Genomic DNA, 23,265 nt, shown 5'->3' with positions numbered 1-23,265 from the left:
CATGCAGGATGATGTCATCACACGATGCCAGCGCCTATGCCAGGGTCGGCCTGGAAAGCGCCATCCTGGCCGCTTCGCCGCATCAGCGCATCAGCCTGCTGTTCGACCAGTACCAGGCGGCGCTGCGCCTGGCGAAACTGCACATGCAGGCGGGCAACACACCCGAAAAGGGCAAGGCGATCACCCGGGCGATCAACATCGTCACCCGCGGCCTGCGCGCTTCGCTGGACCTGGAGCAAGGCGGCAGCATCGCCCGGCAACTGGACGAACTCTATGACTTCGTTGTGCGCCTGCTGTTACGCGCCAACCTTGAAAACAACGAAGAATCGCTCAATGCCGCCGCCAATTTGCTGGGCACTATCGCCTCGGCCTGGACCGCGATCGGCCCGCAAACCGAGGATTAACGGTAGTTATGCTGCAAGCACAAGTTATCGCTGCCTACGAAGGGCTGCTTGAGCAATCGCGACGCATGCTGACGTGCGCGGAAAATGCCGATTGGGACGGTATTTTCGCACTAAAGTCGCAGGGCCTTATCGATGCCGCCAGCCTGCGCCGCGCCGAAAGTCAGGCCGAACTCGATGAGGCCGGGCAACTGCGCAAACTTGAACTAATCACTGAAATAGTGGCGCTGGACAGCCAAGTAAGCCGCTTTCTACAAGCCCGGCAGAACCACCTTGGCGAACTCATGCAAGTGGGCCGGCAAAAGAACGATCTTGATAATGCGTACCGCGTCACAGGCGGCAAGGTGCTATCGTTGAGCCATCGCTTGTGCCAGTAGGTACATTCCGCCATCATAAGCAAGCTAACTAATGCAACATTCTGGTGTAAAAATCAGTGCCTTCAAGAGCACGAAAAATAACCGGGAAAAAGTCTGCCCCTTTCTGTTATCGGTCGACACGCTTGATAGTTTAGGAAATATTTCTCGATGCTCCAAACGGAGCACACCACTGCTCAACACATTGATAAGCCGAAAAAACCAGGCCACCCAAACGCTCGCACCAACGGCTTCGAACGTGTTCGGGCCCGCACCAGGCGTGGTTGGCAAAAAGGTTTTACGGGGTATCGGGGCGTAGCAACTTTTGAAGGAGGGGAGAACGGTGCCGCACACCAATAGCTACCTTGCAGACATTCAGGAACTCAACCTTTCCTATCTGCTGCTGGCGCAGAACATGTTGCGCAAAGATCGTGAAGTCGCGATCTTTCGCCTGAAACTCAGCGAGAACATGGCGGACTTGCTGACCGGGCTGAGCAGCAAACAGATGACCCAACTGTCAAGGATCAACCAACTGATCTGCCGGCCCATCTTCGAAGAAGCCGATCGTATTTCGAAGGCACTGGAAAACTCACGCGAACTGGGCATGGTTGAAATCCACACTTCCCTGCTGATGGCGGCTGCCGACCGTTCAGATGGCATGCACAGCAGCGGCGTCTGAGCCATGTCGGAGAAAAGTCTGGTCACCGAGATGCAGCAGGTACAGCTGGCCATCGAGCTGATCCAACTGGGGGCTCGCCTGCAGGTGGTAGAGACGGAAACGTCGCTCACCCGCGGGCGGCTCATCCGGCTGTACAAGGAAGTACGTGGAGCCCCGCCGCCCAAAGGCATGCTGCCTTTTTCAACAGACTGGTTCGTGACCTGGCTGCCGAACATCCATTCCTCGCTGTTCTACAACATCTACCGCAGCATGCTGGAGATAGGCGGCCACCGGATCGATGCCTTCATCAAGGCCTACCGGCTGTACATGGAACATGCCAGCGATACCGACGGCGAGCGGGTGCTGGGGCTGACCCGCGCCTGGACGCTGGTGCGCTTCGTCGAGAACGGCATGCTTGAGCAGATTCGTTGCTCCTGCTGCTCAGGGGCGTTCATCACCCACTCCTATTCACCAACGCAGAACTATGTCTGTGGCATCTGCCAACCACCCTCGCGTGCAGGCAAGACCTTGAAACGCCGCGAGGTCGAGCCCGATACCCTCGATAACCTGCGCCCGGCCAGCCAGCGCTGACCGGGCTTTACCCCTTCCCAGACAAGTTCTTTCAAGTCACCTCTCGTCGTTGCCGATCTTCAGCGAACATTCACTGGAAGCTGAGGAGCGGCGACGTGCTCATTTTTTTAGGTCTATTCGTGGCACTGGCCTCGTCACTGGGTGGCTTCGTGCTATCCGGTGGCAGCCTGGGGCCGCTGTACCAACCCACCGAGCTGCTGATGATCGTCGGCGCCGCGCTGGGCGCCTTCATCGCCGCCAACAACGGCAAGGCCATCCGCGCCACCTTCGGCGCGATCTCGACATTCAAGCGCAGCACCGGCTACGACAAGGCGTTCTACCTGGACCTGCTGGGCATGCTGTACAACCTGCTCAACAAGGCGCGCAGAGAGAGCCTGCTGGCCATCGAGCGGGACATCGACGACCCGCAGCAGAGCCCAGTGTTTTCCCAGTATCCACAACTGCTGAATGACCCGTTGCTGCTGAACTTCGTCGTCGACTACCTGCGCCTGCTCATCAGCCTGTCACTACAGGCCCACGAACTCGATGAGCTGATGCAGCACGAGATCGAGGAATTCGAGAACGAGGCCCATCTGCCCGCCGATGCGTTGTACAAGATCAGTGACGGTTTGCCCGCCTTCGGCATCGTTGCCGCCGTGCTCGGGGTGGTCAAGGCCCTGAGCGCTGTGAACGTGGGCCCCGACATGATGGGGCAGATGATCGCCCACGCCCTGGTAGGCACCTTCCTCGGCATCTACCTGGCCTACGGCGTCGTCGCGCCGCTGGCCAGCCGCATCGAACGGCAAACGGCCGAGTCCACCAAGATGCTGCACTGCCTGCGCGTGACCTTGCTGGCCCATGTGAAGGGCATTCCCCCGCAACTGTCGGTGGAGTTCGGGCGCAAGGCCTTGCACAGCGAGGAAAGGCCCAGTGCCGATGAGCTGGAGAACCATGTGCGAGGGGGGATCGGGCAGCCGAGCCCGGCAACGGCATGAGTGACCAGCCGATCATCGTCCGGCGCAGGAAAAAGGCGGCCAGGGGGCACCATGGCGGTGCCTGGAAGATCGCTTTCGCCGACTTCATGACCGCATTGATGGCGCTGTTCCTGGTGCTTTGGGTGCTCTCCAACGCCGGCAAAGGCGACAAGGACGCCATCGCCCAATACTTCAGCACGCCTTTGCTGGTAGCCCTGAGCAAGGGAGACAAGAATTCCGCCAGCACCAGCGCCATACCCGGCGGCGGTACCGACGCCAGCCTGTCCGAGGGTGAAATGGCTCGCAAGGCGAGGCGCCCGACCCGCCTGTCGAGCGAGGAGCGGCGCCACCTTCAGGCCCTCAAACAGCGGCTGGAAGATGCCGTGGAGCGTGACCCCAAGCTGCGCGACCTGAAACAGCAGATCGCCATCGAGCTAAGCCCGGAAGGCCTGCGCGTGCAACTGCTCGATACCGACAAGAGGCCCATGTTCGAGCTGGGCAGTGCAAGGGTAGCGCCCTACATGAGCCAGCTGCTGCGCACGTTCGCACCGGTGCTCAATGAGTTGCGCAACCGCATCCAGATCAGTGGCCACACCGACAGCCATCCCTATCCGGGGGGCGAGGCCACCTACAGCAACTGGGACCTGTCTGCTGACCGCGCCAAAGCCTCCCGCCAAGAGCTGGTGGCCGGCGGCCTGGACCCGGACAAACTGCTGCGGGTTTCCGGCATGTCCGACCGTATCCGCTTTCCCGGCGCGGGCCCGTTCGACGCGACCAACCGGCGAATCGAGATCATCGTGCTCGACAGCCAGGTCGCGAAGCGCATCCTCAACCAGGACGAATTCGGCACCCAGCCGCTGCCCCCCGAGCAGCCTGGACAAACGCCACAATAGCGGGGCATTCAGGCGGCTTTTCGCGGGATGAGCGTGCCTGGCAGTTGCACACAATAGCGCCCCCTTCCCCGCCCGGGTGCGTGCAGCTGCCTGGAGAACCATGGCCGAAACCAGCAGAGAAGACCGGACGGAAGCGGCAACGCCACGCCGCATCGAAAAAGCCCGGGAAGAAGGGCAGATCGCCCGCTCCCGCGAGCTGAGCACGTTCATCATGCTGCTGGCGGGCATAGGTGGGCTGTGGAGCATGGGCGGGCACCTGTACGACCGTCTTGGCGGCATCGTCGAACAGGCACTGCTGTTCGATCGCGCGCAACTGTTCGACCCCGCGCGCATGCTCAGCACCTTTACTGCGCTTGGTGGCGCCGCCCTGCTCGCCTTGGTGCCCTTCTTCGCCCTGATGCTGATCGCCGCCGTGGCGGCACCTACCCTGCTCGGCGGGCTGGTCATCACCCTGGCAGCGGCGCGCCCCCGCTTTTCTCGCCTCAACCCCGTGAGCGGCCTGGCACGGCTGTTTTCCGTGCAGGTGCTGGTAGAGCTGGCCAAGGCCATTGCCAAGGCGGCACTGATCGGGACCGTGCTGTACCTGTTTCTCGATGCCCATATCGGCCAGTTGCTGGGCCTGCCAAAACTGCCACCGCAGCAGGCGCTGGTGACGCTCATGGCATTGACTGCCAAAGCCTGTGCAACCTGCGTGGCCGCACTGATCCTGGTGGTGGGTATCGACACGCCTTATCAGTTGTGGACGTACGCGAAGAACCTGCGCATGTCCAAGGAAGAGGTGCGCCAGGAGCACCGCAATGCCGACGGCGACCCCCACGTAAAGGCACGGATACGCCGCCTGCAACAGGCCCGCGCGCGCAGGCGCATGATGAGCAAGGTGCCCAAGGCCGATGTAATCGTCACCAACCCCAGCCATTTCGCGGTGGCCCTGAGCTACCGCAAGGATAAGGACGCCGCCCCGCGGGTAATCGCCAAAGGCGCAGATGCCGTGGCATTGCGCATTCGCGAACTCGCCCAGGATCACGACCTGCCCATCCTCGAGGCACCGCCGCTGGCACGCGCCCTTTACTTCCACGTGGATCTGGACAAGCAGATCCCTGCCGAACTGTACACCGTTGTCGCTGAGGTGGTGGCCTGGGCCATCCGCCTCAAACGCGTCAGTGAACAGGGCGGACTCACGCCACCCGTTCCGGTCAACCTCGACGTTCCCGAGGGCATGGACAAGCCAGGACGACGCCCCCACTCACCCGAGGACCTACAGACCCCATGAAAGGCCTGACCGCCCTGTTCCGTCGCGACAACTGGCCCGTCGGCGCCGAACTGAAGATCATGACCGGCCCGATACTGATCGTGCTCATCTTGTCGATGATGATCCTGCCGCTGCCCAGCTTCATTCTCGACCTGCTGTTCACCTTCAACATCGCACTGGCCATCATGGTGCTCATCGTCAGCATGCTCACCGAGAAACCACTGGATTTCTCATCGTTCCCCTCGGTGCTGCTGTTCACCACCTTGCTGCGCCTGTCGCTGAACGTAGCCTCGACCCGGATCATCCTGATGCACGGGCATACCGGCACCGATGCCGCTGGCAAGGTCATCGAGGCCTTCGGCGAGTTTCTGGTGGGCGGCAACTTTGCCGTGGGCCTGGCACTGTTCATGATTCTGGTCACCATCAACTTCATGGTGATCACCAAGGGTGCCGGACGTATTGCCGAAGTCGGCGCGCGCTTCACCCTGGACTCGATGCCCGGCAAGCAGATGGCGATCGACGCCGACCTCAACGCCGGGCTCATCGGCGAGCCGGAGGCCCGCAAGCGCCGCCGGGAAGTAGCCCAGGAAGCGGACTTCTTCGGCTCCATGGACGGTGCCAGCAAGTTCGTGCGTGGCGACGCCGTGGCAGGCCTGGTGATCATGGGCGTGTGCGTCGTCGGTGGCCTGGCCATCGGCCTGCTGCAACACGACATGAGCTTCGCCGACGCGGCGCACACCTACACCATGCTCACCATCGGTGACGGCCTGGTAGCGCAGATTCCTGGCCTGGTGATCTCCATCGCCGCCGGTGTAATGGTCTCGCGGGTGAACACCGAAGAAGACGTCAGCCGGCAGATGATCGGCCAGCTGTTCAGCCGGCCGAAAATGCTGATGATGACGGCCGGGGTGATGGGCTTGCTGGGCCTGGTGCCCGGCATGCCCAACCTGGTATTCCTGCTGCTGACCGCACTGCTGGGCGGCCTGGGCTGGTGGCTCTCGCGGGAGGAGCAGCAGGCTGAGCAGACGCCAGCGCAGGCCGCCTTGCCAAAGCCCGCGGCACAGAACAGCGAGGCGAGCTGGGATGACGTGAAGCTGGTCGATACCCTGAGCCTGCGTGTGGGCCACCGCCTGATTACGCTGGTTGATGTGCGCCAGCAGGGTGAGTTGAGCACCCGTATCAAGAGCCTGCGCAAGAAGTTCGCTCAGGATGTGGGTTTTCTGCCACCGGTGGTCCATGTGCGCGACAGCCTCGAGCTTTCGCCCAACACCTACATCATCAGCCTCAAGGGTGTGGAAGTCGGGCGTGGCGAGATCTACCCGGGTAAATGGCTGGCGATCAACCCCGGCAAGGTTACCGGCCAGCTTGAGGGCAAAGAGGGGGTGGACCCGGCCTTTGGCCTGCCGGCGATCTGGATCGACCAGAACCTGCGCGAACACGGGCAGATCTACGGCTATACCGTGGTCGATGCCAGCACCGTGGCAGCCACCCACCTCAACCACCTACTGCATCAGCACGCCAAGGACATGCTTGGCCGCAGCGAGGTGCAGAAGATGCTGGACAAGCTGGGCGGCGACGGCAAAGGGCTGGTCGAGGAAGTGGTACCCAAGCTGCTGACCCTGACCCAACTGCAGCGGATATTGCAAAACCTCTTGGAAGAGAACGTCCCCATCCGTGACCTGCGCACCATCCTCGACACACTCGCCGAGCACGCAGGTGCACAGCAGCCAGCGGATATCCAGGAGCTGACCGCGCTGGTGCGCGTCGCCCTCGGCCGCTCCATCGTCAACCAGTACTACGCAAACAAGCCCGAGCTGCGCGTCATGGGCCTGGACTTCAACCTGGAGCAGGTGGTGATGCAGGCGGTCGGCAACGGCGGCTCACTGGAGCCGAGCCTGGCAGACACCCTGATGAAAGAAACCTCCCTGGCGCTCAAACGCCAGGAGCTGGCCAATGACCCTGCCGTGCTGGTGGTGCCCAACCGCTTGCGCCTGGTGTTGTCGCGCTTCCTGCGCCGGCGCCTGCGCCAGCTGACGGTCATCGCCCTGAGCGAAGTGCCCGATGACCGCACACTGCGGATCACCAGCATCATCGGCGCACCTACCACATAACCCACCGCTAAGGGGCGAATAGCCCTGCATGCATGGGGTTGTTCCGGGCTTAGCTGCCCGGACGCAGCACCGATAATCCTGAACCTACCCCTTGGGCAGCGCGCAGTCTGCGAACGGCGCGGATGCCTGACCGCCACACTTGTTCTGCACAGGCACGCACGATGTATACGGCACAAGGCAAGATGCACCAGCATGAGCTGCTTCAGCAGTACTTGCCCTTGGTCAAACGGCATGCACTGAACCTCAAGACCAAGCTGCCGCCCGGCTTCGATCTGGAGGACCTTATTCAGGCAGGCAGTATCGGCTTGCTCGATGCCTTGACCCGCTACGACCAGGAACTGGGCATTCCTTTCGGCACCTTTGCCGCCCACCGCATTCGCGGGGCGATGATCGACGAGTTGCGCACGCGTGACTGGGCACCGCGCAGGGTCAGGCGCCAGGCCCGCCTGATGGAAGAAACCGTCTACCGGCTGGAGCACAGCCTCGGCCGCGCCCCCACTGAACGCGAGATTGCATCGGCCATGGGCATGGCCTTGGCCGAGTACCAGCAGCTGCTGGCAGACATCAACGGCAGCCACATGCTGCCCATCGACCAGGTCAGCGATGACTACCTGGCAAGCCACGAGCCACAGGGCTCCAACCCCCTCAATGCATTGCTCGAAGAGAGCAACCGCACCGGCCTGATCCGCGCCATCGACAACCTGCCCGAGCGGGAACGGCTGCTGATGGTCCTGTATTACCAGCAGAAGCTGAACATGCGCGAGATAGGCCTGGTGCTGGATATCAGCGAGTCGCGGGTCTGCCAGCTGCACAGCCTGGCCATCACACGGCTGCAAGCAACGCTGGTGGGCTGAGCCCGCCCCACACGGTAGGAACGCCATGAAGATCAGTGTGTTTGGTTCAGGGTATGTGGGGCTGGTGGCAAGCGCTTGCCTGGCCGATGTGGGCCACGACGTAACGTGCATGGACATCGACCCGCAACGCATCGCGCGTCTCAATGCCGGCGAGGTGCCCATCCATGAGCCCGGCCTGGGCCTGCTGATCGAAGCCAACCTGCGCGCCCAGCGCCTGCACTTCAGCACCGATGCCGCCCAGGCCATCGCCTTCGCCCAGGTGCTGTTCATCGCCGTGGGCACGCCGCCCGATGAAGACGGTGCGGCCGACCTTCAGTATGTCCTGGCTGTTGCCAGGGACATTGGTCGCCACATGGAGGGCTACAAGGTGGTGGTGGGCAAGTCCACCGTGCCCGTTGGTACAGGCGAGAAGGTCCAAGCCACCATCAAGGCCGAACTGGCCGCTCGCGGCCTGGCGATACCCTTCGATGTGTGCTCCAACCCGGAGTTTCTCAAGGAAGGGGCCGCCATCGAAGACTTTACCCGTGGCGCCCGCATCGTCGTGGGGACGGGCTCCGAGCAGGTCAAGCGCCTGATGCGTGAGTGCTACGCCCCCTACAACCGCCACCACGACAAGCTGATGTTCATGAGCCTGCGGGCTGCGGAGCTGACCAAATACGCCGCCAACGCCATGCTGGCGACCAAGATCAGCTTCATGAACGAGATGGCCAACCTGGCAGAGCACATGCGGGTCGATATCGAAGAGGTTCGTCACGGTATCGGCAGCGACCCGCGCATCGGTTACGACTTCATCTACCCGGGCTGCGGCTACGGCGGTTCGTGCTTTCCGAAGGATATCCAGGCGTTGAGCCGCAGTGCCCGCGAGGTCGGCTACGAACCCCAGTTGCTGAACGCGGTCGAGGCGATCAACCAGCGGCAGAAGGCTTCACTGTTCAGGAAACTGGCGCAGGCCTTGAACGGCGAGCTCGCAGGCAAGACCATCGCCGTGTGGGGCCTTGCCTTCAAACCCGATACCGACGACATGCGGGCAGCCCCCAGCCGCGAACTGATGGAGGCATTGTGGGCCGCCGGTGCGCGGGTGCAGGCCTACGACCCGGAGGCCATGGCCGAATGCCAACGCCTTTACGGCAAGCGTGAGGACCTGCTGCTGGCCGGCGACCGAAAGCAGGCAATCGAAGGCGCCGACGCGCTGGTGATCTGTACCGAGTGGAAGGCGTTTCGCAGCGTCGATTTTCACTGGTTACGCCAGCAGTTGCGCACCGCCGTGGTCATCGACGGGCGCAACCTCTACGACCCCCAGGCCGCCGCCAGCGCCGGCCTGACCTATCGGGCCGTTGGCCGAGGCTGACCTTCCAGGCCCGCCGATTCAGCTGGCGTATGCCACCTCGTTGAAGCTTGCCACCAGCCAGGTCAGCTCATTGCGCGGGATATCTGCCATCGGCTGCAGATCGAAGCGCGCCATACGGCCGATGTACTCGGTTGGCGCCTGTAAGCGCTCGACGACGTGATAGTGCGGGCGGTCCAGGTAGTCATCGAACAGCACGATGGTCGGCTTGCGTACCCGCAGGCAGGCGGTGACGAAGCACGCCACGCGAAAGCGCCCGTCGATCAGGATCACATCTGGTGCCTGGAAGAACGGCTCATCCCATACCCGCAACGGATAACTGTGGAACCGCTTCCAGCCTTCGGCGTTTTTCGGCCGGGCCCAGGCGCCTGTGGCGCCCACGTCGACCGGATAGATGCGCGGCACCGAGGGCAGTGCGGCAGCTTCGATCCAGCGCTGCATCTGTTGCGCCCAGTGCAGGTCATTCTCGACCGATACCACGGTCTTTCCGGGCATTCGGCCGGCAAGGACGGTTGACCCGCCACTGCCATACTCGAGAATCACATTCGCCTTGCTGTAAAGCTTCTCGACGTAGCGCGCAACCTGGGCCGGGAAGGTCAACTGCGGCGCCTGGAAGGGTGCTGGCGCCACGCTTGGCACCGCCGCCGGCGGTGCATCACACGGGGCATGGGGCTTGCCCGGGCCGGGCTGGCAATGGCGCAGGTACTGCTGCGCGACTTCGTCGCCCAGCCCGCGCAACAGGTGCACTGCCACGTCCTTTGCGTCGTAGACCGTGTGCAGCAGGAACGCCAGCTTGCGGCGCTGGTTCTCGCAGAGCGCCGCCATGCGCTCGGCATTGGGCAAGAACAATGCATCGGCACAGACCAGTTGTGACGCGGCCAGGTCGGCACAGCCCTCATCCTGCGCAGCAAACCTGCGGTACTGCTGGTTGTGCAGCCGACAGAGGCTGAAGCCGAGCAATGCCAGGCGCTGCGAGACAGCGGCGATGTCCGGCTGGCCTTCATGGCTCGCAGAGAAGTTGATACGGGCCTGCACCAGCAACGTGTTGGCCAGTGTTCGCGCGCCATGTTCGAGCAGCGCTACGCTGTCGTTGAGGTTGTCGAGCAACAGCCAATCCACCGAGCCCAAGCCCTCGATGGCATCCAGCCGCAGCGACGGCAGCGGCAGACGAGCCAGAACCTGCGAGGGCAGCAGCGGTCCGGGTACAGGCAATGGCTCCAGCGTGGCGCTCAGCGCAGGGTCCAGGCAGGCGCGCAACGTCACCGCACGCCCGTCGCCCAGCGCGGTATTGGGGTAGTAGTGCAACTCCCCCAACTGGGCCAGCTGTTCGGCGTTACCGATGCGGCCGGCCGGGTCGAAGGCGATGGTCGACAGCACGCCCATCCGCTGCAACCCAACGAATCGTGGCGATGCCAGCAACGTGGCGCCATGGTCCAGGGTGACGATACGCCCCTGAAATCGGAAGCTGAAGCCGCCGTCTGCCGTTGGCGCCGCAGGGTGGCAGAGCGCAACGGCGTCGTGCTCACCTTCGAAGAAGGCTTGGCCCTGTTTGTCGAACGTCAACGCGGCGGGTGCCTGGCCGGCGCAATGACGCTGCCAGATGGCCCGTAACGCACTGCTCAAGTGGCTGGCGAAACGCTGGTTGTCGCAAACCGGCGAGTTCATCAACACCCCGCGCAGCAAGCTGCGAATGGTTACAAGGCTGCTCAGGTCACCGGCCAGTCCGGCGGCACGCGCCCTGTACTGCTCCCAACTGCTCACCACCAGCTCGGGCAGGCCGGCATTGACCAAGTGTGTGGCGCTATGGCGCCCCGCGAAGGTAGGGCCAGGCAGGGTGACCACCGGCACGCCCATCAACAGCGCTTCGCAGGTGGTCAGGCCGCCGGAGTAAGGCCATGGGTCCAGCGCAATGTCGACCCGGTTGTAGCTTTCCAGCAGGGCCTTGTGGCCCACCGGCCCCTCCACCTGCAAACGCTCCGGCACAATGCCCTGCGCGCCCAGCACCTCGAGCACATGCTGGCGCAGCTCGGGGTTGGAAAAAGCGCTGCCCTTGAGCAACAGGCGCGAATCGGGCACCTCGTGCAACAGCGCAGCCCAGTGCGCCAGCAGCTCATCGTTGATCTTGGTCGGGTTGTTGAAACAGCCGAAGGTGATGAAACCATTGGCCAGGGCTGGCAGCGGTAGGACATCTGGCGCGTAGGGCGGTGGGTCGTAGCAGATGTAGTCGTCGGGCAGGCGGATCAGCTTTTCGGTGTAGAACGCATCCTCCCCTGGCGGCGACTCGATGGCGTCGCTGAGGAGGTAGTCGATGGCATCCAGCCCGGTGGTGTTGATCAGCCCGCCAACCCACTTCACCAACAGCGGGGCGGGCTGCAACGCCATGCTGCCCATGCGGTTGCCAGCATTGTGGCCACTGAGGTCGATAAGAATGTCGATGCCATCGTCGCGGATTTGCTGCGCCAGGCGCTGATCATCCATGTGCTTGATCGATCGCCAGGCATGCATGCGTGTGCGGATGCGACGGGTGAGGTGGTCGCTGACCTGGCTGCTGCTGTAGGCGAACAGGTGGAACTGATGGCTGGGCAAACGCTCCAGCACTCCGACGATCATGTTGCCTACCGGATGCTGGCGCAGGCCATCGGAAACCAGCCCGACCCGCAGCAGCCGGTCCGGTGCAAGGTCGATCATTTGTGGGCGGGGCGGCACCACGGCAGGCCCGAAACGGGACTGCCACTGCTTGCACACCTCGAAAATGTACTCGCGACTTCTGCGCGGGTCGTAGTGCAACGTGGTCAGGCGGTTGGAGTAAGGCAGCACGTCCCGGCGCCCGGCCAACTCGATGGCGCGGGTGTAATGCTCGTCCGCCAGCGCCAGCTTGCCGATGTCCTTGCACAGGTTGGCCAGGTTGTTCCAATGGCTGTAGTCCTTCGGCTCCCGCCCGACCAGTGCCTCGAACACTGTGATGGCTTCACCGTGGCGGTCGAGCCGGCCGAGGATCAACCCCTTTCGGGCCAGCATGCGGCAGTCGTCAGGCTGCCCCGCCAGCGCTTGCTCGATGTGCTGCAGCGCCTGGGTGAAACGGCCTTTCTCGAAATGCAGCGTGGCCAGCCGGTGATGGGCCGGGGGGAAGTGTGGCGCGTGATCCAGTGCTTGTGTGGCCAAAGTTTCGGCGCGCTCGCTGTCACCCAGCTTCTGCGCGGCCTTGGCCACCAGTTCAAGTGTGTGCGGGTCGTGCGGCAGCAACTGCAGGGCCTGCTCGAAACTGGCCAGGGCCTGCTCAGGCTCCATGGCCAATTGCAGGTTGCCGAGCGTTTGCCACGCACTTGCGTCATCCGGGCGCCGCTGGCAGTGGCGTCGCGCTTGGGCGAGATCGACGGGGGCCTGGGTATGACGGGGGTTTGGCGTGCGGGCGCGCTGGGGCTTGGGCATGAAGAACGGCCTTGTGGCAGAGGGACTCTAGCTTGAATGCTATCCCTGTGCTGGCCAGGTCAAAGCCCGGATAAGGCGCTGTATCTGGAGGGTCGGGGGCGCTTTGCGCCCCAATCGCCGGTAAGCCTGCGAAGAGCGCGGCGTGCGCCGCGCTCCTGGCTTTATTACTGCAGCAGCGACAGCATCTGTTGCGGCATCGAGTTGGCCTGGGACAGCACCGAGGTACCTGCCTGTTGCAGGATCTGCGCGCTGGTCATGGCCGATACCTCAGTGGCGTAGTCCACGTCCTGAATGCCGGAGCGGGCAGACGTCAGGTTGGTCACCGTGGTGGAAATGTTGGTGATCGCCGAATCGAAGCGGTTCTGGATCGCACCCAGGTCCGAACGCATGGAGTCGATGGTGTTCAGCGCGTTGTCCAGCGACGTCAGGGTGTTGGTGGACTTCTTGGTGACCGCGTTGTCGGTATCGATGGTGATGGTCGCGGTGGTGGTGGAGCCGCTGGTGGTGGTGTCCACTTCAGCCGCGTAGGTCTTGCCGCCAACGGTCAGGAAGTAGTTGCCATCGGCGTCTTCCGACAATGTGCCACCGCTGACGGTGGTACCGGAGCTGTCGACATAGCTGGTGTTGGTGGAGGTGATCGCGGTACCCGAGTCGTCGGTCAGGGTTGTGGCGGTCAGGGTGGTGTCGTAACCGTTGACGTTGAAGTCGCCCAGGCCCAGGGTCTCGGCATTGATTTCGCTGAGCGAAATCTCGATGGTTTCGCCGTCGTTGGCACCTACCTGGATGCTGATGGTCTGGTCTTTGGCCAGCACGTCGACGCCGTTGAACGACGTTTGTTCGGAGATACGGTCGATCTCGTCCAGACGCTGGGTGATTTCGTCCTGGATCGACTGCAGGTCGGACTGCGAGTTGGTGCCGTTGGATGCCTGCACCGCCAGCTCACGGATGCGCTGCAGGTTGTCGTTCACCTGGTCCAGTGCACCTTCAGTGGTCTGCGCCAGGGAGATGCCGTCGCTGGCGTTGCTGCTTGCCTGCTCAAGGCCGGTGATCTGCGAGGTCATGCGGTTGGCGATGGCCTGGCCAGCGGCATCGTCGGAGGCGCTGTTGATTTTCAGGCCCGAGGACAGGCGCTCGATCGAGGTGCTCAGGCTGCTTTCCGAAGCACTGAGGTTTTGCTGGGCGATAAGCGAGGTGATGTTGGTATTGATCACAGACATCTTGCAGTTCCTTTCGTGGGTGGGCACTTGTGGCAAACACGGGGCGGCGCTCCACGCGCTCAGCGCCGTTGTCTTGCTGTCAGCGCGAACATCGGCGCACGGAAAACCGACCTTTAGCGCCACACTGAAAAAAATTTCCCCCACCCACGGCGCGCCACCGGCTGCCCGGTCGCTCAAGCTGAACAGCAAAAGTGCCTGTATTAGCCCCTTTGCCCACACCCCGGCGGCGCTATAACGCTGCACATCATTGTCTACGGCCGGGTGCCGTCAACGGGAGTGCCCATGAACCCATCGACCCTGGTCGGCCTGCTCGCCAGCCTGCTCCTGCTGACCGTCCTGCTGCTGTTCAGCGCACAGCAACCGTCGCTGCTCATCGACCTGCCTGGCCTGGGCATCGTGGTGCTGGGCACCTTCGCCGCCACCTGCATCAGCTACCCCATGGCAGAGGTGCGGCGCGTGCCGGGCCTGTTCGCAGCCGTTGTGCGAACCGAGCGTGAGCGCACCGAGCTCGATATCGACGACCTGGTCAACCTCGCCCGCCGCTGGATCGATGGTGACAGCCGCGCCGTGGAAAACGCCCTCGCGCAAGTACGCAACCCGTTCATTTGCCACGGTGTGCAACTGCTGGTCGACCAGGTAGGCGAAGAGGACATTCTTGAACTCATGCAATGGCGCATTACCCGGCTGCGCGCCAAGGAGCGCGCCCAAGCCCAGATCTTCCGCGCCATGGCCAGCTACGCGCCAGCCTTTGGCATGCTGGGCACGCTGGTCGGCCTGGTGAACATGGTGTTTGTGCTGGGCGACGGCGACCTGGGCAGTGTCGGACGCCAGATGGCGTTGAGCCTGACCACCACCCTATACGGCGTGCTGCTGGCCAACCTGTTGTTCAAGCCGGTGGCGGTCAAGCTGGAGCGCCGTACGGAGCGGCGCGTGGTGATCATGAACATGATCCTGCAAGGCATTTCGATGATGGCCAGAAAACGCAGCCCGGGGTTGATGCGCGAAACGCTCAAGGCTTTCGTCGCCCATTATCATGACGAACTGCAGGACGAAGGCCCCCGCCCCGCCCGCAAGCCGCTGTCACTCGCCTGGCGCCGACGCCCATGATGCCCGATGCCTCGCCCAGCAGCCTGGCCGACAACCGCCACTGGCTGGCGCACCAGCGCGCCCTCGAAACCGAGCTGAACAAGGCCCGGCAGCGCCAGTGCAATCTCAAGCGTGCGGCAACCGCCCCGCACTGGCTGGATGACCCCACGCACGAAGCTGAAAGCGAAGGCTGGATGCTGACTTATCTGGACCTGATGACCCTGCTGCTGGTCATGGTCCTGGCCATGCTAGCCCAGGCGATGATCAACCGCATCCCTTCGCCAAAAGCGCCTGCGAAGCTGGCCCTGCCGTTCGACATCGCCAGCCTGACGCACGTCGATGCGCCGGGTGCGCTGTTACTGGTCCCCTCCAGCGTCGGCGAAGTCGCGCCACACGAACCCGTGGCCGACGAGCCGGTCGCTGCCGAAGAAACAGCCCCTGCCAGCCCCGCCCCGGAACCGGAACCCGACCCGCTGGCAGCGTTGCCCGTGGACCAGCTGGGCAGCGATGTGCAAGTGATCCGCAACGAGCGCAGCGTCAGTTTCCGCATCGACAGCAGCATCCTGTTCCCTTCCGGCCAGACCGACCTGGACCCCAAGGGCATGCAGGTCCTGCAACGCCTGGCGCGGGTGCTGAGCACGGTGCCGCACCGGATTGTCGTCGCAGGCCATACCGACACGCGCACCATCCGCAGCGCGCGCTACCCGTCCAACTGGGAGCTTTCCGGCGCCCGGGCCGGCAGCGTGGTCCGCTACCTGCAGCAGCAAGGCATCGCCGGTGACCGGCTCAGTGCCGTGGGCCTGGCCGATACCCAACCGCTGGGCGACAACACCACGGTACAAGGACGGGCGGAAAATCGCCGGGTCGAGCTGACACTGGAGCAACGACCACAACCGTGATGCAGCCCTGCAGAAAGACATGGAAGCACTTTTTTCTGCAGGGCCATCAGGCCACTCACTATGCTTGAGCCAGCCGCAGGAAGCGGCCCCCTATTCGCGACAACGGAGCGTCCATGTCCCTTGCCCTCGTCCACAGCCGCGCCCAGGTTGGCGTGCAGGCACCTGCTGTCAGCGTCGAAACCCACCTGGCCAATGGCCTGCCCCACCTCACCCTGGTCGGCCTACCCGAAACCACCGTCAAGGAAAGCAAAGACCGGGTGCGCAGCGCCATCGTCAACTCCGGGCTGAACTACCCGCAAAGGCGCATCACTCAAAACCTGGCACCGGCAGACCTGCCCAAGGATGGCGGGCGTTACGACCTGGCCATCGCCCTGGGCATCCTTGCCGCTGACGGCCAGGTGCCGGTGGCAACATTGGCCGACATCGAATGCCTGGGCGAGCTGGCGCTTTCGGGCAAGCTGCGCCCGGTGCAGGGCTTAGGAGGATCGTCAACAGCAATCCACGTTAACTCACTTTAATTTCTGCACTGGCAACGTAGATCTCCTTTTGGTTGGTTGATCTATGTTGATCCCCGAGAGCTTGCTCAGCATAACCTGGACTCCTGTATGCTCAAAACCTCAAAACGAGGAACCATCAGCTCACTGGATGCTGCGGATCAACTAGCCTGGAGCGGTTAGAATTGGGTAAGAAAGAAAATGTCCTGCAAGCCGCCATCACGGGGGCTTTAGAGGTTCATTGCGATCGGCCCGGGGGGCCATTGTTAGAATTGTTTCCGCCATATGCAGTACAACAGGGGGCAACCCTTCGAAAATTCTGTGCAGATCTTGTCGGCCGGCTGAATGATGCACAGGTAATCCTTTTGGAAATCAAGGAACTAGACTGCTGCTCGGGAAAATTTCCAGCTTACGATCTGGAACAACATGAAGCCAACCTACAATTCGAGCGGCTGGGTGTGCCACTTGGGTACGCCTACAACGCCATATGGCCACTTTCATACTACGCCCGACCGCGCCCAGACGATTGGCCAGCACTGACGCTCGCGGAGGTGAAGCGTAGTTTACCAAGCAAGCTCCCTAATAAAACGCCAAACGTGCTCGCACACCCGACTCTCCTAGAATGGCTTCAAGACTTGAAGGGGCAGGACGTTAGCGAGGAACTGGGGCGGATTCATGGCGCTGTCAAGGGAACTAGCCGTCTCCGAAATGGCACATTAGTGCTGTTGCATGCAGTTGAAGAAAATGTACTGACATCGCTCAGCGCAGGCCAACTTGATGAAGTCATGAAATGCTTGAACCGCGGCTCCTGGCTCTCCCCCGATTTGCAAGAAAGGCTAGAAAAAGTTCTTGGGGCTTCTACTGCCGTATTCACTGCCTTCACAAAGCCTCCCACCAAGAGATCAGCCTCTCGTAAAAGAAATGATGCCAGCGTCTCAGACGGCCCACCTTGAAGAGCACGCGCCTCGTGCGCGCTGCGAATTTGACACCGGAGACCTAACGGATGGCATAGAGCCGCATTCTTGTGGCTACTGGCGGCTTATGCGTAGGCCGGCTCGTGATCGATAGCACCCTCAGGATCGAGTCCCAGCGTCACGTATTGGCTTCAGCACGATCGATCCGTTGACCAATTCGATGCTGAAAGTATCACCAAGACGAGCATTCATCGCTGCTAGAACATCTGGCGTAAGGTTGATTATCACGTCTCTGCTGCCATCGCCTGGGTCCTGACAAATCACAATCGTTTGAAATGAATCACCCATATCGCTAGCACCATCCTCACTATATGCGCTCAGGCAAAATACAACGCTCCGTGCATGGATGTCCGCTTTGGTCAAAGCTGCCGTCCCATATCCCCGCGAATTCAGATCACACAATCGCATGAGAAATTCGGGCTGGCGCAGCCTAAGCTTTTCCGCTCAAGGGCCTGAACGCGACCAAACGCCTCAATTGCAGATTCATTAAAAAAGCTTTTATAGCCAGCCGATTGTTGAATCTTTTTTAGCTTCGCACACGCCGCCGCCTTCACTTCTTCATTTTCTTGGTTTTTCATGTCGGCATCCCGGATCTGTTCGCTTGGACTCAAGCTAGCCTTTGCTGTCAGGATGTCAACTCATTCCGGCGTCGTTGGATACCGAGCCTTCGTTCTCTGCGACGGCAGCTGACTCAGCACACAGTATCTTCATCATAATTTGGCTTGAGCGCTACGCCTCTGTTAAACGGTTCGGTACTCAGCGCGTCACCAACAATAAGATTCATGATTTCTAAGAGGTCGGAAGGAAGGTCGACCATGAGAGACCCACTGCCATCGTAAAGGTCATGGCATTTCGCAATTAGCATCACGAGATTATCCATCGACGTAGGTCCGTTTCCGGCCAGAAGCGGTCATTCGTTATAGGCAGGGCTATGAAGAGCCGTAGCCTCCAATCAACGGTGTAATTTCTGATGTGCGATATATCTTGAAAGGCCCGTCGCACCGAGCCCGCAAGCCGCAGCAACTGGTTGATGGATGAAGATATTAAGATCGCATCAGGTCAGCCATCCGTTTCTGTAAATCCGATAATGCCATCAATGCCGCACGGGACAGTTGGCGATGAGGAGCTACACAAATGGAAAGAACTGGATGACTGACGTGGATGCCGTCAAGAGGGACGAAGGCAATGGTTTGCGCTTCCACTTCGCTTGCGACATCTAACCAAGACAGAATCCCGACACCCACTCCGGCGCGAATTAACGAACGCATCATGCGCAAATCGTTGCAAGTTACGCGCTGCCGAACATCTAGCCTCAAATGATCGTGAAGCGCATGCACGTGCTTTTGTACAACCAGGGGAGCAGCAGGGAAGATCACTGTCTCATCCTGAGTATCGCTCAGCCGTAGGGTCTTCCTACCCGCCAAGGGATGGGAAGTGGGCATGGCAACACCCATCTTGATCACTGTGCTTGCGGTCACCGACAGCTCAGCCCCTGCAACAGCATCCAGAACGAAGCCGAAGTCCACATCAGCAGAGGCAATCATTTTTGCGACATTCTGGCTGTCTGCAACCTTTATACCAAATGTGAAGCCCGGGTTCTGCTGCATGAGGGTCGAGACGGCTTCAGCTACCATTCCTTCGCTAAGCGCATCGATCAATCCAATATCAATATGACCACGGCGCAGCCCTTGCATCTCGTCAATCTGCTCACGGGTGCGAGCATATTCTTTCTGCCACTGACGGGCATTGGCCAATACTAATTCGCCTGCGGACGTAAGCCTCAAACCGCTCGGGAGCCGCTCAAATAAGGGCACTCCAAGCTCTTCCTCAACCTTAAGAATCTGCCGATCAATAGCCGAGGCTGAGACGTGCAGAACCTCCGCCGCTCGGCGGATGCTGCGGTGCTGGGTGACCTCGAGAAAGTACCTGGTGAACCGAGAGAACGGGAACATGTGTTGTGTTTTTTGCAACGCCATGATGAGAAATCGATGTTTGAGTTCATCACGCCGGGCTCTTAAAGTCCATACCGAAGCGCCTCAGAGCGCACTTTCAGACCGTTCCGGCAGCTGACGAGGCTTATGCCCATGATCAAAGACCGTACTCTTCCACTCAATTGCACCTTTGTCGAAAGTGACTGGCGCATCCTCGCTTCGCATTGGTACCCAATCACCGAGTCAATCACAGTGGGCGTCGAACCGATCAAAGCGATGCTTCTAGACGAGCCGCTGGTGGTTTATCGGATAGGCGAGGAGTTGGTCGTGGCGCGAGACGTATGCCCGCATCGTGGCGTTCCGCTGAGTATGGGGAAGAGCGACGGCCAAGGTGTAGTTTGCCCCTATCACGGCTTGCGCTTTGGTCACGCAGGCAAATGCAACAAGGTTCCGGCAAGTCCCAATGGATCTATCCCGAGTCGTATGCAGCTTTACACGTATCCTGCGGTCGAGCGTTATGGACTGATCTGGACATGCCTTGATCCGCAGAACGATCAAGCCGACATTCCGAACATGCCTCATTGGGAAGATGCGGGGTTTCAGCAGATAGTTTGCCCGGCTTTCGACGTTAAGGCATTTGCGGGGCGCCAGCTTGAGGGCTTCCTCGACGTGGCTCACTTTGGCTTCGTTCACACGGACACTTTTGGCAATCCGAACAACGTTGAGGTGCCTGCCTATCGTCCCGCAGAAACACCTCAGGGTTTTGAAGTTCGCTATCTAAGCACAGTGGCAAACTACCCGATCGGCGTGGAGGCTGACGTTCCGGCTGATTTCACTTGGCTGAGACACTTCGAGGTACACCTGCCGTTCACGGCTACCTTGACGGTGCATTTTCCGAACGACGGTCGGCTGGTCATCATGAATGCTGCTTCCCCCGTATCGGCGAAATACACGCGAATGTTTGCCCCGATCGCGCGCAATTTTGACAAAAATATTCCTGTAGAGGACGTTCATAGCTTCAACTTTCAGGTATTCGAAGAGGATCGCCTTATTGTCGAAGCTCAAAAACCGGAGCGGCTGCCACTCGATCCATCCCTAGAAGTACATATCCCGGCGGACATGAGCTCGATTGCTTACCGCAAAGGGTTGCGAAGCCAAGGACTAAGTCAGTTTTTCCTGAGCTAAGTACGCGATTGGTTTACCTAACTAATAGCCGTGGGGAGCTTGCGTGGCATGCTCCCACGTGTCGCGAGGCCCGCACCACTAGCCAGTGCTCGTGAGAGTGCTCTCCCAATTCACACACAGGCAAATGACTTAGGGCAACAAGCCCAAGCGATCTTTTTCATCTTTTCACCTTTGAGACGCTCGCAATGACTCTTTCACCTTCTCACTCAAAGCCCTTGGATATCGTCATCATCGGCGCAGGCATCGGTGGGCTAACAGCAGGTATTGCCCTGCAACGTCACGGGCATCGCGTACGGCTGTTCGATCGGGTTGCAGAGCTGACACCTGCAGGCGCAGCTATCTCCGTCTGGCCCAACGGCGTCAATGTCCTAGAAAAGCTTGGTCTCGGAGACCAGATCAAAAGTGTGAGCGGTAGCATGGACACCATGAGTTACAGCACGCATAAAGGTGTCCAGCTAACCCGCTTTGGCCTCGAGCCGCTATATAAGTCCGTCGAGCAGCGCGCTTGCCCCATCGCCCGTACAGCCTTGCAGAAAGTCCTACTAAATGCCTGCGGCGCTGATAACGTCACCCTTGGTGTGAGCTGCGAGAGTGTTGAGGCTCAGGAGAGCGGTGTGCTGGTGGCGCTTTCCGATGGCCAGCGTATCCAGGCCGACCTTGTGGTGGCCGCTGACGGCACCCACTCGCGGCTGCGCAACTATGTGGCAAGCTGCGAAGTCGCGCGTGACTACTGCGGCTATGTCAACTGGAATGGTCGCGTGGACGCTAGCAACGATCTGGCTTCCGGTACCGAGTGGACCCAGTTCGTCGGTGACCACAAACGCGTCTCGCTGATGCCTATGGGAAATGGCGAGTTCTACTTCTTCTTCGATGTACCACTTCCCGCTGGAACCCCCAATGTGCGGGAAAGCTACCGCGAAGAGCTGTACGGCCATTTCGAAGGCTGGGCCCCTCCGGTGCTAGCTCTGATCGAGCGTATGGATACTGCCATCGTCAGCCGAGTCGAAATCCACGACATAGTGCCAATCACCAGCTTCGTAAAAGGGAGTGTAGTCTTGCTAGGCGATGCGGCGCATCCCATGGCGCCGGACCTGGGCCAAGGCGGCTGTCAGGCTATGGAGGATGCCTGGGTACTCGCCAAGTGCCTAGAGCTAAGAGGCTCTGATGTCGCAGCCGCGCTCAACCTCTACAACGACGCTCGTGTCGATCGCACCGCGCAGATCATGCTTCGTGCCCGTAGCCGGTCAGAAGTGACCCACGGAGGAAGCCCGGCGCAGACACAAGCTTGGTATCAAGAGCTCGCGCAGGAAACAGGGCAACGAGTGATTGCAGGAATCGTCAAAACTACCCTAGGAGGCGGGGAAATGCTACTCGGCTGATCTAAGTGGCCGAACCTGTCTACGCAATCTGGAGCGGTCAGGATCTCCCATGAAAAGCCTCGTCGGACTATCGTTGGACGAGGCTTTTCATGGTTTCACGATGCTAACGGCTAGAAGTGCATAGCGCCAATCGCCCTAGATTAATTGGGCATATCTGAAGTGATACCTTGGACGTAAAAATTCATGCTGGCGAGATCGGCGTTGCTGGCTTTGACCCCTTGAGCAATTCGAACTTGGCCCGTCTGGTCCAGCAGTGGTCCATCGAAGGGGTGGAAGGCTCCAGTCTTGATGGATGCGATAATCGCCTGAGCTTCAGCCTTGTAGGCTGCAGGGACCAGATCGCTGACCGGCATATGCAGTGCGTCGTCAGAGAGGCCGCCCCAGTAGTCCGCTTCCTTCCAGGTGCCATCAAGTACCGACTGGGTGGTACGTATATAGAATGGCGCCCAGTCATACACAATCGACGTCAACACAGAATGCGGGCCAAACTTGGCCATGTCTGAGGCATAACCCACGGCAAACACACCTCTTCGCTCTGCTGTCTGAATCGGTGCTGGGCTCGCGGTGTGCTGGAAGATCACGTCGGCGCCTTGATCGATCAGTGCATTGGTGGCATCTGCTTCCTTGCCAGGATCGAACCATGCGTTCAACCAGATGACCTTAACCTGCGCCCCTGGGTTGTACTTGTTAAGGGCCAGTTGAACTGCGTTTATATCGCGTAGGACTTCGGGGATTGGAAACGATGCGACATAACCAATCGTCTTCGTCTTGGTCATCTTCGCGGCAAGATAGCCTGCGACGTAGCGTCCCTCATACGAAGTCGAGAGGTAGGTACCGAGATTCTTGCCGCGCTTATATCCCGTGGCATGCTCAAACGTAACCTTTGGAAATTGCTTGGCAACGCTCGCCATAGGATTCATGTACCCAAAGGACGTACCGAATATCAGGTCGTAGCCACTCTTCGCCATGTTGCGGATGACTCGTTCTGAGTCGGCTCCATCGGCAACGTTTTCCACAAACGTTGTCTGAATCTTGTTTCCCAGTGTTTGTTCGAGTAGCAACCTCGCCTGCTCATGCTGATAGGTCCAACCATGATCCCCCACGGGGCCGGTGTACACGAAACCCACTTTCAGCGGATCCGCGGCGTAGCTCGCAAAAGCCGCGGTCAAGCCCATACCAGTGACCATCCCCAGTAGCCATTTTTTAAGCGCAAGTGTTTTCATCGTCGCCAAAAGCTCCGTGCGGGGTATTGTCGGAAGGTTT

General features: G+C 60.6%; 20 protein-coding genes and 1 pseudogene. 16 read left to right on the top strand and 5 right to left on the bottom strand.

Annotated elements, in window-relative coordinates; all coding sequences use genetic code 11:
• Window positions 1–8: 8 nt before the first annotated feature.
• The 10 genes from fliS (at window position 9) to EGJ09_RS07995 (ending at window position 9,411) form a co-directional block, all read left to right on the top strand.
• Entirely contained in the window at window positions 9–404 is a 396-nt protein-coding gene (fliS, locus tag EGJ09_RS08040; protein WP_046786922.1) for a flagellar export chaperone FliS, read from the top strand.
• An 8-nt stretch (window positions 405–412) separates the two neighbouring features.
• The gene (locus tag EGJ09_RS08035; RefSeq protein ID WP_046786921.1) at window positions 413–778 is read left to right on the top strand and encodes a flagellar protein FliT; all 366 of its coding nucleotides are present in this window, start codon (window positions 413–415) and stop codon (window positions 776–778) included.
• A gap of 319 nt (window positions 779–1,097) precedes the next feature.
• The gene (gene flhD / locus EGJ09_RS08030; protein ID WP_046786920.1) at window positions 1,098–1,433 is read left to right on the top strand and encodes a flagellar transcriptional regulator FlhD; all 336 of its coding nucleotides are present in this window, start codon (window positions 1,098–1,100) and stop codon (window positions 1,431–1,433) included.
• A gap of 3 nt (window positions 1,434–1,436) precedes the next feature.
• The gene (gene flhC, locus EGJ09_RS08025) at window positions 1,437–2,003 is read left to right on the top strand and encodes a flagellar transcriptional regulator FlhC (RefSeq protein WP_046786919.1); all 567 of its coding nucleotides are present in this window, start codon (window positions 1,437–1,439) and stop codon (window positions 2,001–2,003) included.
• Window positions 2,004–2,098: 95 nt separating this feature from the next.
• Window positions 2,099–2,977, top strand: a complete 879-nt coding sequence (gene motA, locus EGJ09_RS08020; RefSeq protein ID WP_046786918.1) for a flagellar motor stator protein MotA — start codon at window positions 2,099–2,101, stop codon at window positions 2,975–2,977.
• Entirely contained in the window at window positions 2,974–3,849 is an 876-nt protein-coding gene (gene motB / locus EGJ09_RS08015; protein ID WP_046786917.1) for a flagellar motor protein MotB, read from the top strand. Before motA ends, motB begins: the two co-directional genes overlap by 4 nt.
• Before the next feature lie 100 nt (window positions 3,850–3,949).
• Window positions 3,950–5,119: a flagellar biosynthesis protein FlhB gene (gene flhB, locus EGJ09_RS08010; protein ID WP_046786916.1), complete on the top strand. Its 1,170-nt coding sequence runs from the start codon at window positions 3,950–3,952 to the stop codon at window positions 5,117–5,119.
• On the top strand, window positions 5,116–7,209 hold the full coding sequence (flhA, locus tag EGJ09_RS08005; RefSeq protein ID WP_046786915.1) for a flagellar biosynthesis protein FlhA: 2,094 nt from the start codon (window positions 5,116–5,118) through the stop codon (window positions 7,207–7,209). The genes flhB and flhA overlap by 4 nt, the downstream gene beginning before the upstream one ends.
• A gap of 161 nt (window positions 7,210–7,370) precedes the next feature.
• Complete coding sequence (locus tag EGJ09_RS08000) at window positions 7,371–8,063, top strand: RNA polymerase sigma factor FliA (RefSeq protein ID WP_046786914.1); 693 nt, start codon at window positions 7,371–7,373, stop codon at window positions 8,061–8,063.
• A 25-nt stretch (window positions 8,064–8,088) separates the two neighbouring features.
• Window positions 8,089–9,411 (top strand): UDP-glucose/GDP-mannose dehydrogenase family protein, encoded by a 1,323-nt coding sequence (locus tag EGJ09_RS07995; protein ID WP_125923583.1) that lies wholly within the window; start codon window positions 8,089–8,091, stop codon window positions 9,409–9,411.
• 18 nt (window positions 9,412–9,429) lie between these two features.
• Here the strand turns inward: EGJ09_RS07995 and EGJ09_RS07990 are convergent, their stop codons facing one another.
• Together EGJ09_RS07990 and EGJ09_RS07985 are read right to left on the bottom strand one after the other, a co-directional pair.
• On the bottom strand, window positions 9,430–12,837 hold the full coding sequence (locus EGJ09_RS07990) for a tetratricopeptide repeat protein (RefSeq protein WP_125923582.1): 3,408 nt from the start codon (window positions 12,835–12,837) through the stop codon (window positions 9,430–9,432).
• 164 nt (window positions 12,838–13,001) lie between these two features.
• Window positions 13,002–14,054 (bottom strand): flagellin, encoded by a 1,053-nt coding sequence (locus EGJ09_RS07985; protein WP_046786911.1) that lies wholly within the window; start codon window positions 14,052–14,054, stop codon window positions 13,002–13,004.
• Window positions 14,055–14,336: 282 nt separating this feature from the next.
• Here EGJ09_RS07985 and EGJ09_RS07980 point away from each other — a divergent pair, with 282 nt between their 5' ends.
• The 4 genes and pseudogenes from EGJ09_RS07980 to EGJ09_RS07965 all read left to right on the top strand — a co-directional run bounded on the left by EGJ09_RS07980 (window position 14,337) and on the right by EGJ09_RS07965 (window position 17,486).
• A complete protein-coding gene (locus EGJ09_RS07980) occupies window positions 14,337–15,161 on the top strand; it encodes a motility protein A (protein ID WP_119688061.1) in 825 nt (274 codons plus the stop codon).
• Entirely contained in the window at window positions 15,158–16,039 is an 882-nt protein-coding gene (locus tag EGJ09_RS07975) for an OmpA family protein (RefSeq protein ID WP_046786909.1), read from the top strand. The genes EGJ09_RS07980 and EGJ09_RS07975 overlap by 4 nt, the downstream gene beginning before the upstream one ends.
• A gap of 113 nt (window positions 16,040–16,152) precedes the next feature.
• Window positions 16,153–16,518, top strand: a pseudogene (locus EGJ09_RS07970) (magnesium chelatase domain-containing protein); the annotation flags it as partial.
• A 200-nt stretch (window positions 16,519–16,718) separates the two neighbouring features.
• The gene (locus EGJ09_RS07965) at window positions 16,719–17,486 is read left to right on the top strand and encodes a hypothetical protein (protein WP_125923581.1); all 768 of its coding nucleotides are present in this window, start codon (window positions 16,719–16,721) and stop codon (window positions 17,484–17,486) included.
• Between the two features lie 410 nt (window positions 17,487–17,896).
• Here the strand turns inward: EGJ09_RS07965 and EGJ09_RS07955 are convergent, their stop codons facing one another.
• The gene (locus tag EGJ09_RS07955) at window positions 17,897–18,085 is read right to left on the bottom strand and encodes a hypothetical protein (protein WP_125923580.1); all 189 of its coding nucleotides are present in this window, start codon (window positions 18,083–18,085) and stop codon (window positions 17,897–17,899) included.
• A gap of 465 nt (window positions 18,086–18,550) precedes the next feature.
• Window positions 18,551–19,483, bottom strand: a complete 933-nt coding sequence (locus EGJ09_RS07950) for a LysR family transcriptional regulator (RefSeq protein ID WP_231995286.1) — start codon at window positions 19,481–19,483, stop codon at window positions 18,551–18,553.
• A 108-nt stretch (window positions 19,484–19,591) separates the two neighbouring features.
• Here EGJ09_RS07950 and EGJ09_RS07945 point away from each other — a divergent pair, with 108 nt between their 5' ends.
• Both EGJ09_RS07945 and hpxO read left to right on the top strand, forming a co-directional pair.
• The gene (locus EGJ09_RS07945; RefSeq protein WP_125923579.1) at window positions 19,592–20,623 is read left to right on the top strand and encodes an aromatic ring-hydroxylating dioxygenase subunit alpha; all 1,032 of its coding nucleotides are present in this window, start codon (window positions 19,592–19,594) and stop codon (window positions 20,621–20,623) included.
• A 185-nt stretch (window positions 20,624–20,808) separates the two neighbouring features.
• Window positions 20,809–22,002, top strand: coding sequence for an FAD-dependent urate hydroxylase HpxO (hpxO, locus tag EGJ09_RS07940; RefSeq protein WP_096426635.1), 1,194 nt, complete (start codon window positions 20,809–20,811; stop codon window positions 22,000–22,002).
• Between the two features lie 140 nt (window positions 22,003–22,142).
• Here hpxO and EGJ09_RS07935 read toward each other — a convergent pair whose 3' ends face one another.
• Window positions 22,143–23,225, bottom strand: coding sequence for a BMP family ABC transporter substrate-binding protein (locus tag EGJ09_RS07935; protein WP_096426636.1), 1,083 nt, complete (start codon window positions 23,223–23,225; stop codon window positions 22,143–22,145).
• Window positions 23,226–23,265 lie beyond the last annotated feature (40 nt).

The sequence above is a fragment of the Pseudomonas sp. p106 genome, assembly GCF_003936645.1.
Taxonomy (GTDB): Bacteria; Pseudomonadota; Gammaproteobacteria; order Pseudomonadales; family Pseudomonadaceae; genus Aquipseudomonas; species Aquipseudomonas putida_E.
This window is presented reverse-complemented; position numbering and strand designations above follow the sequence as displayed.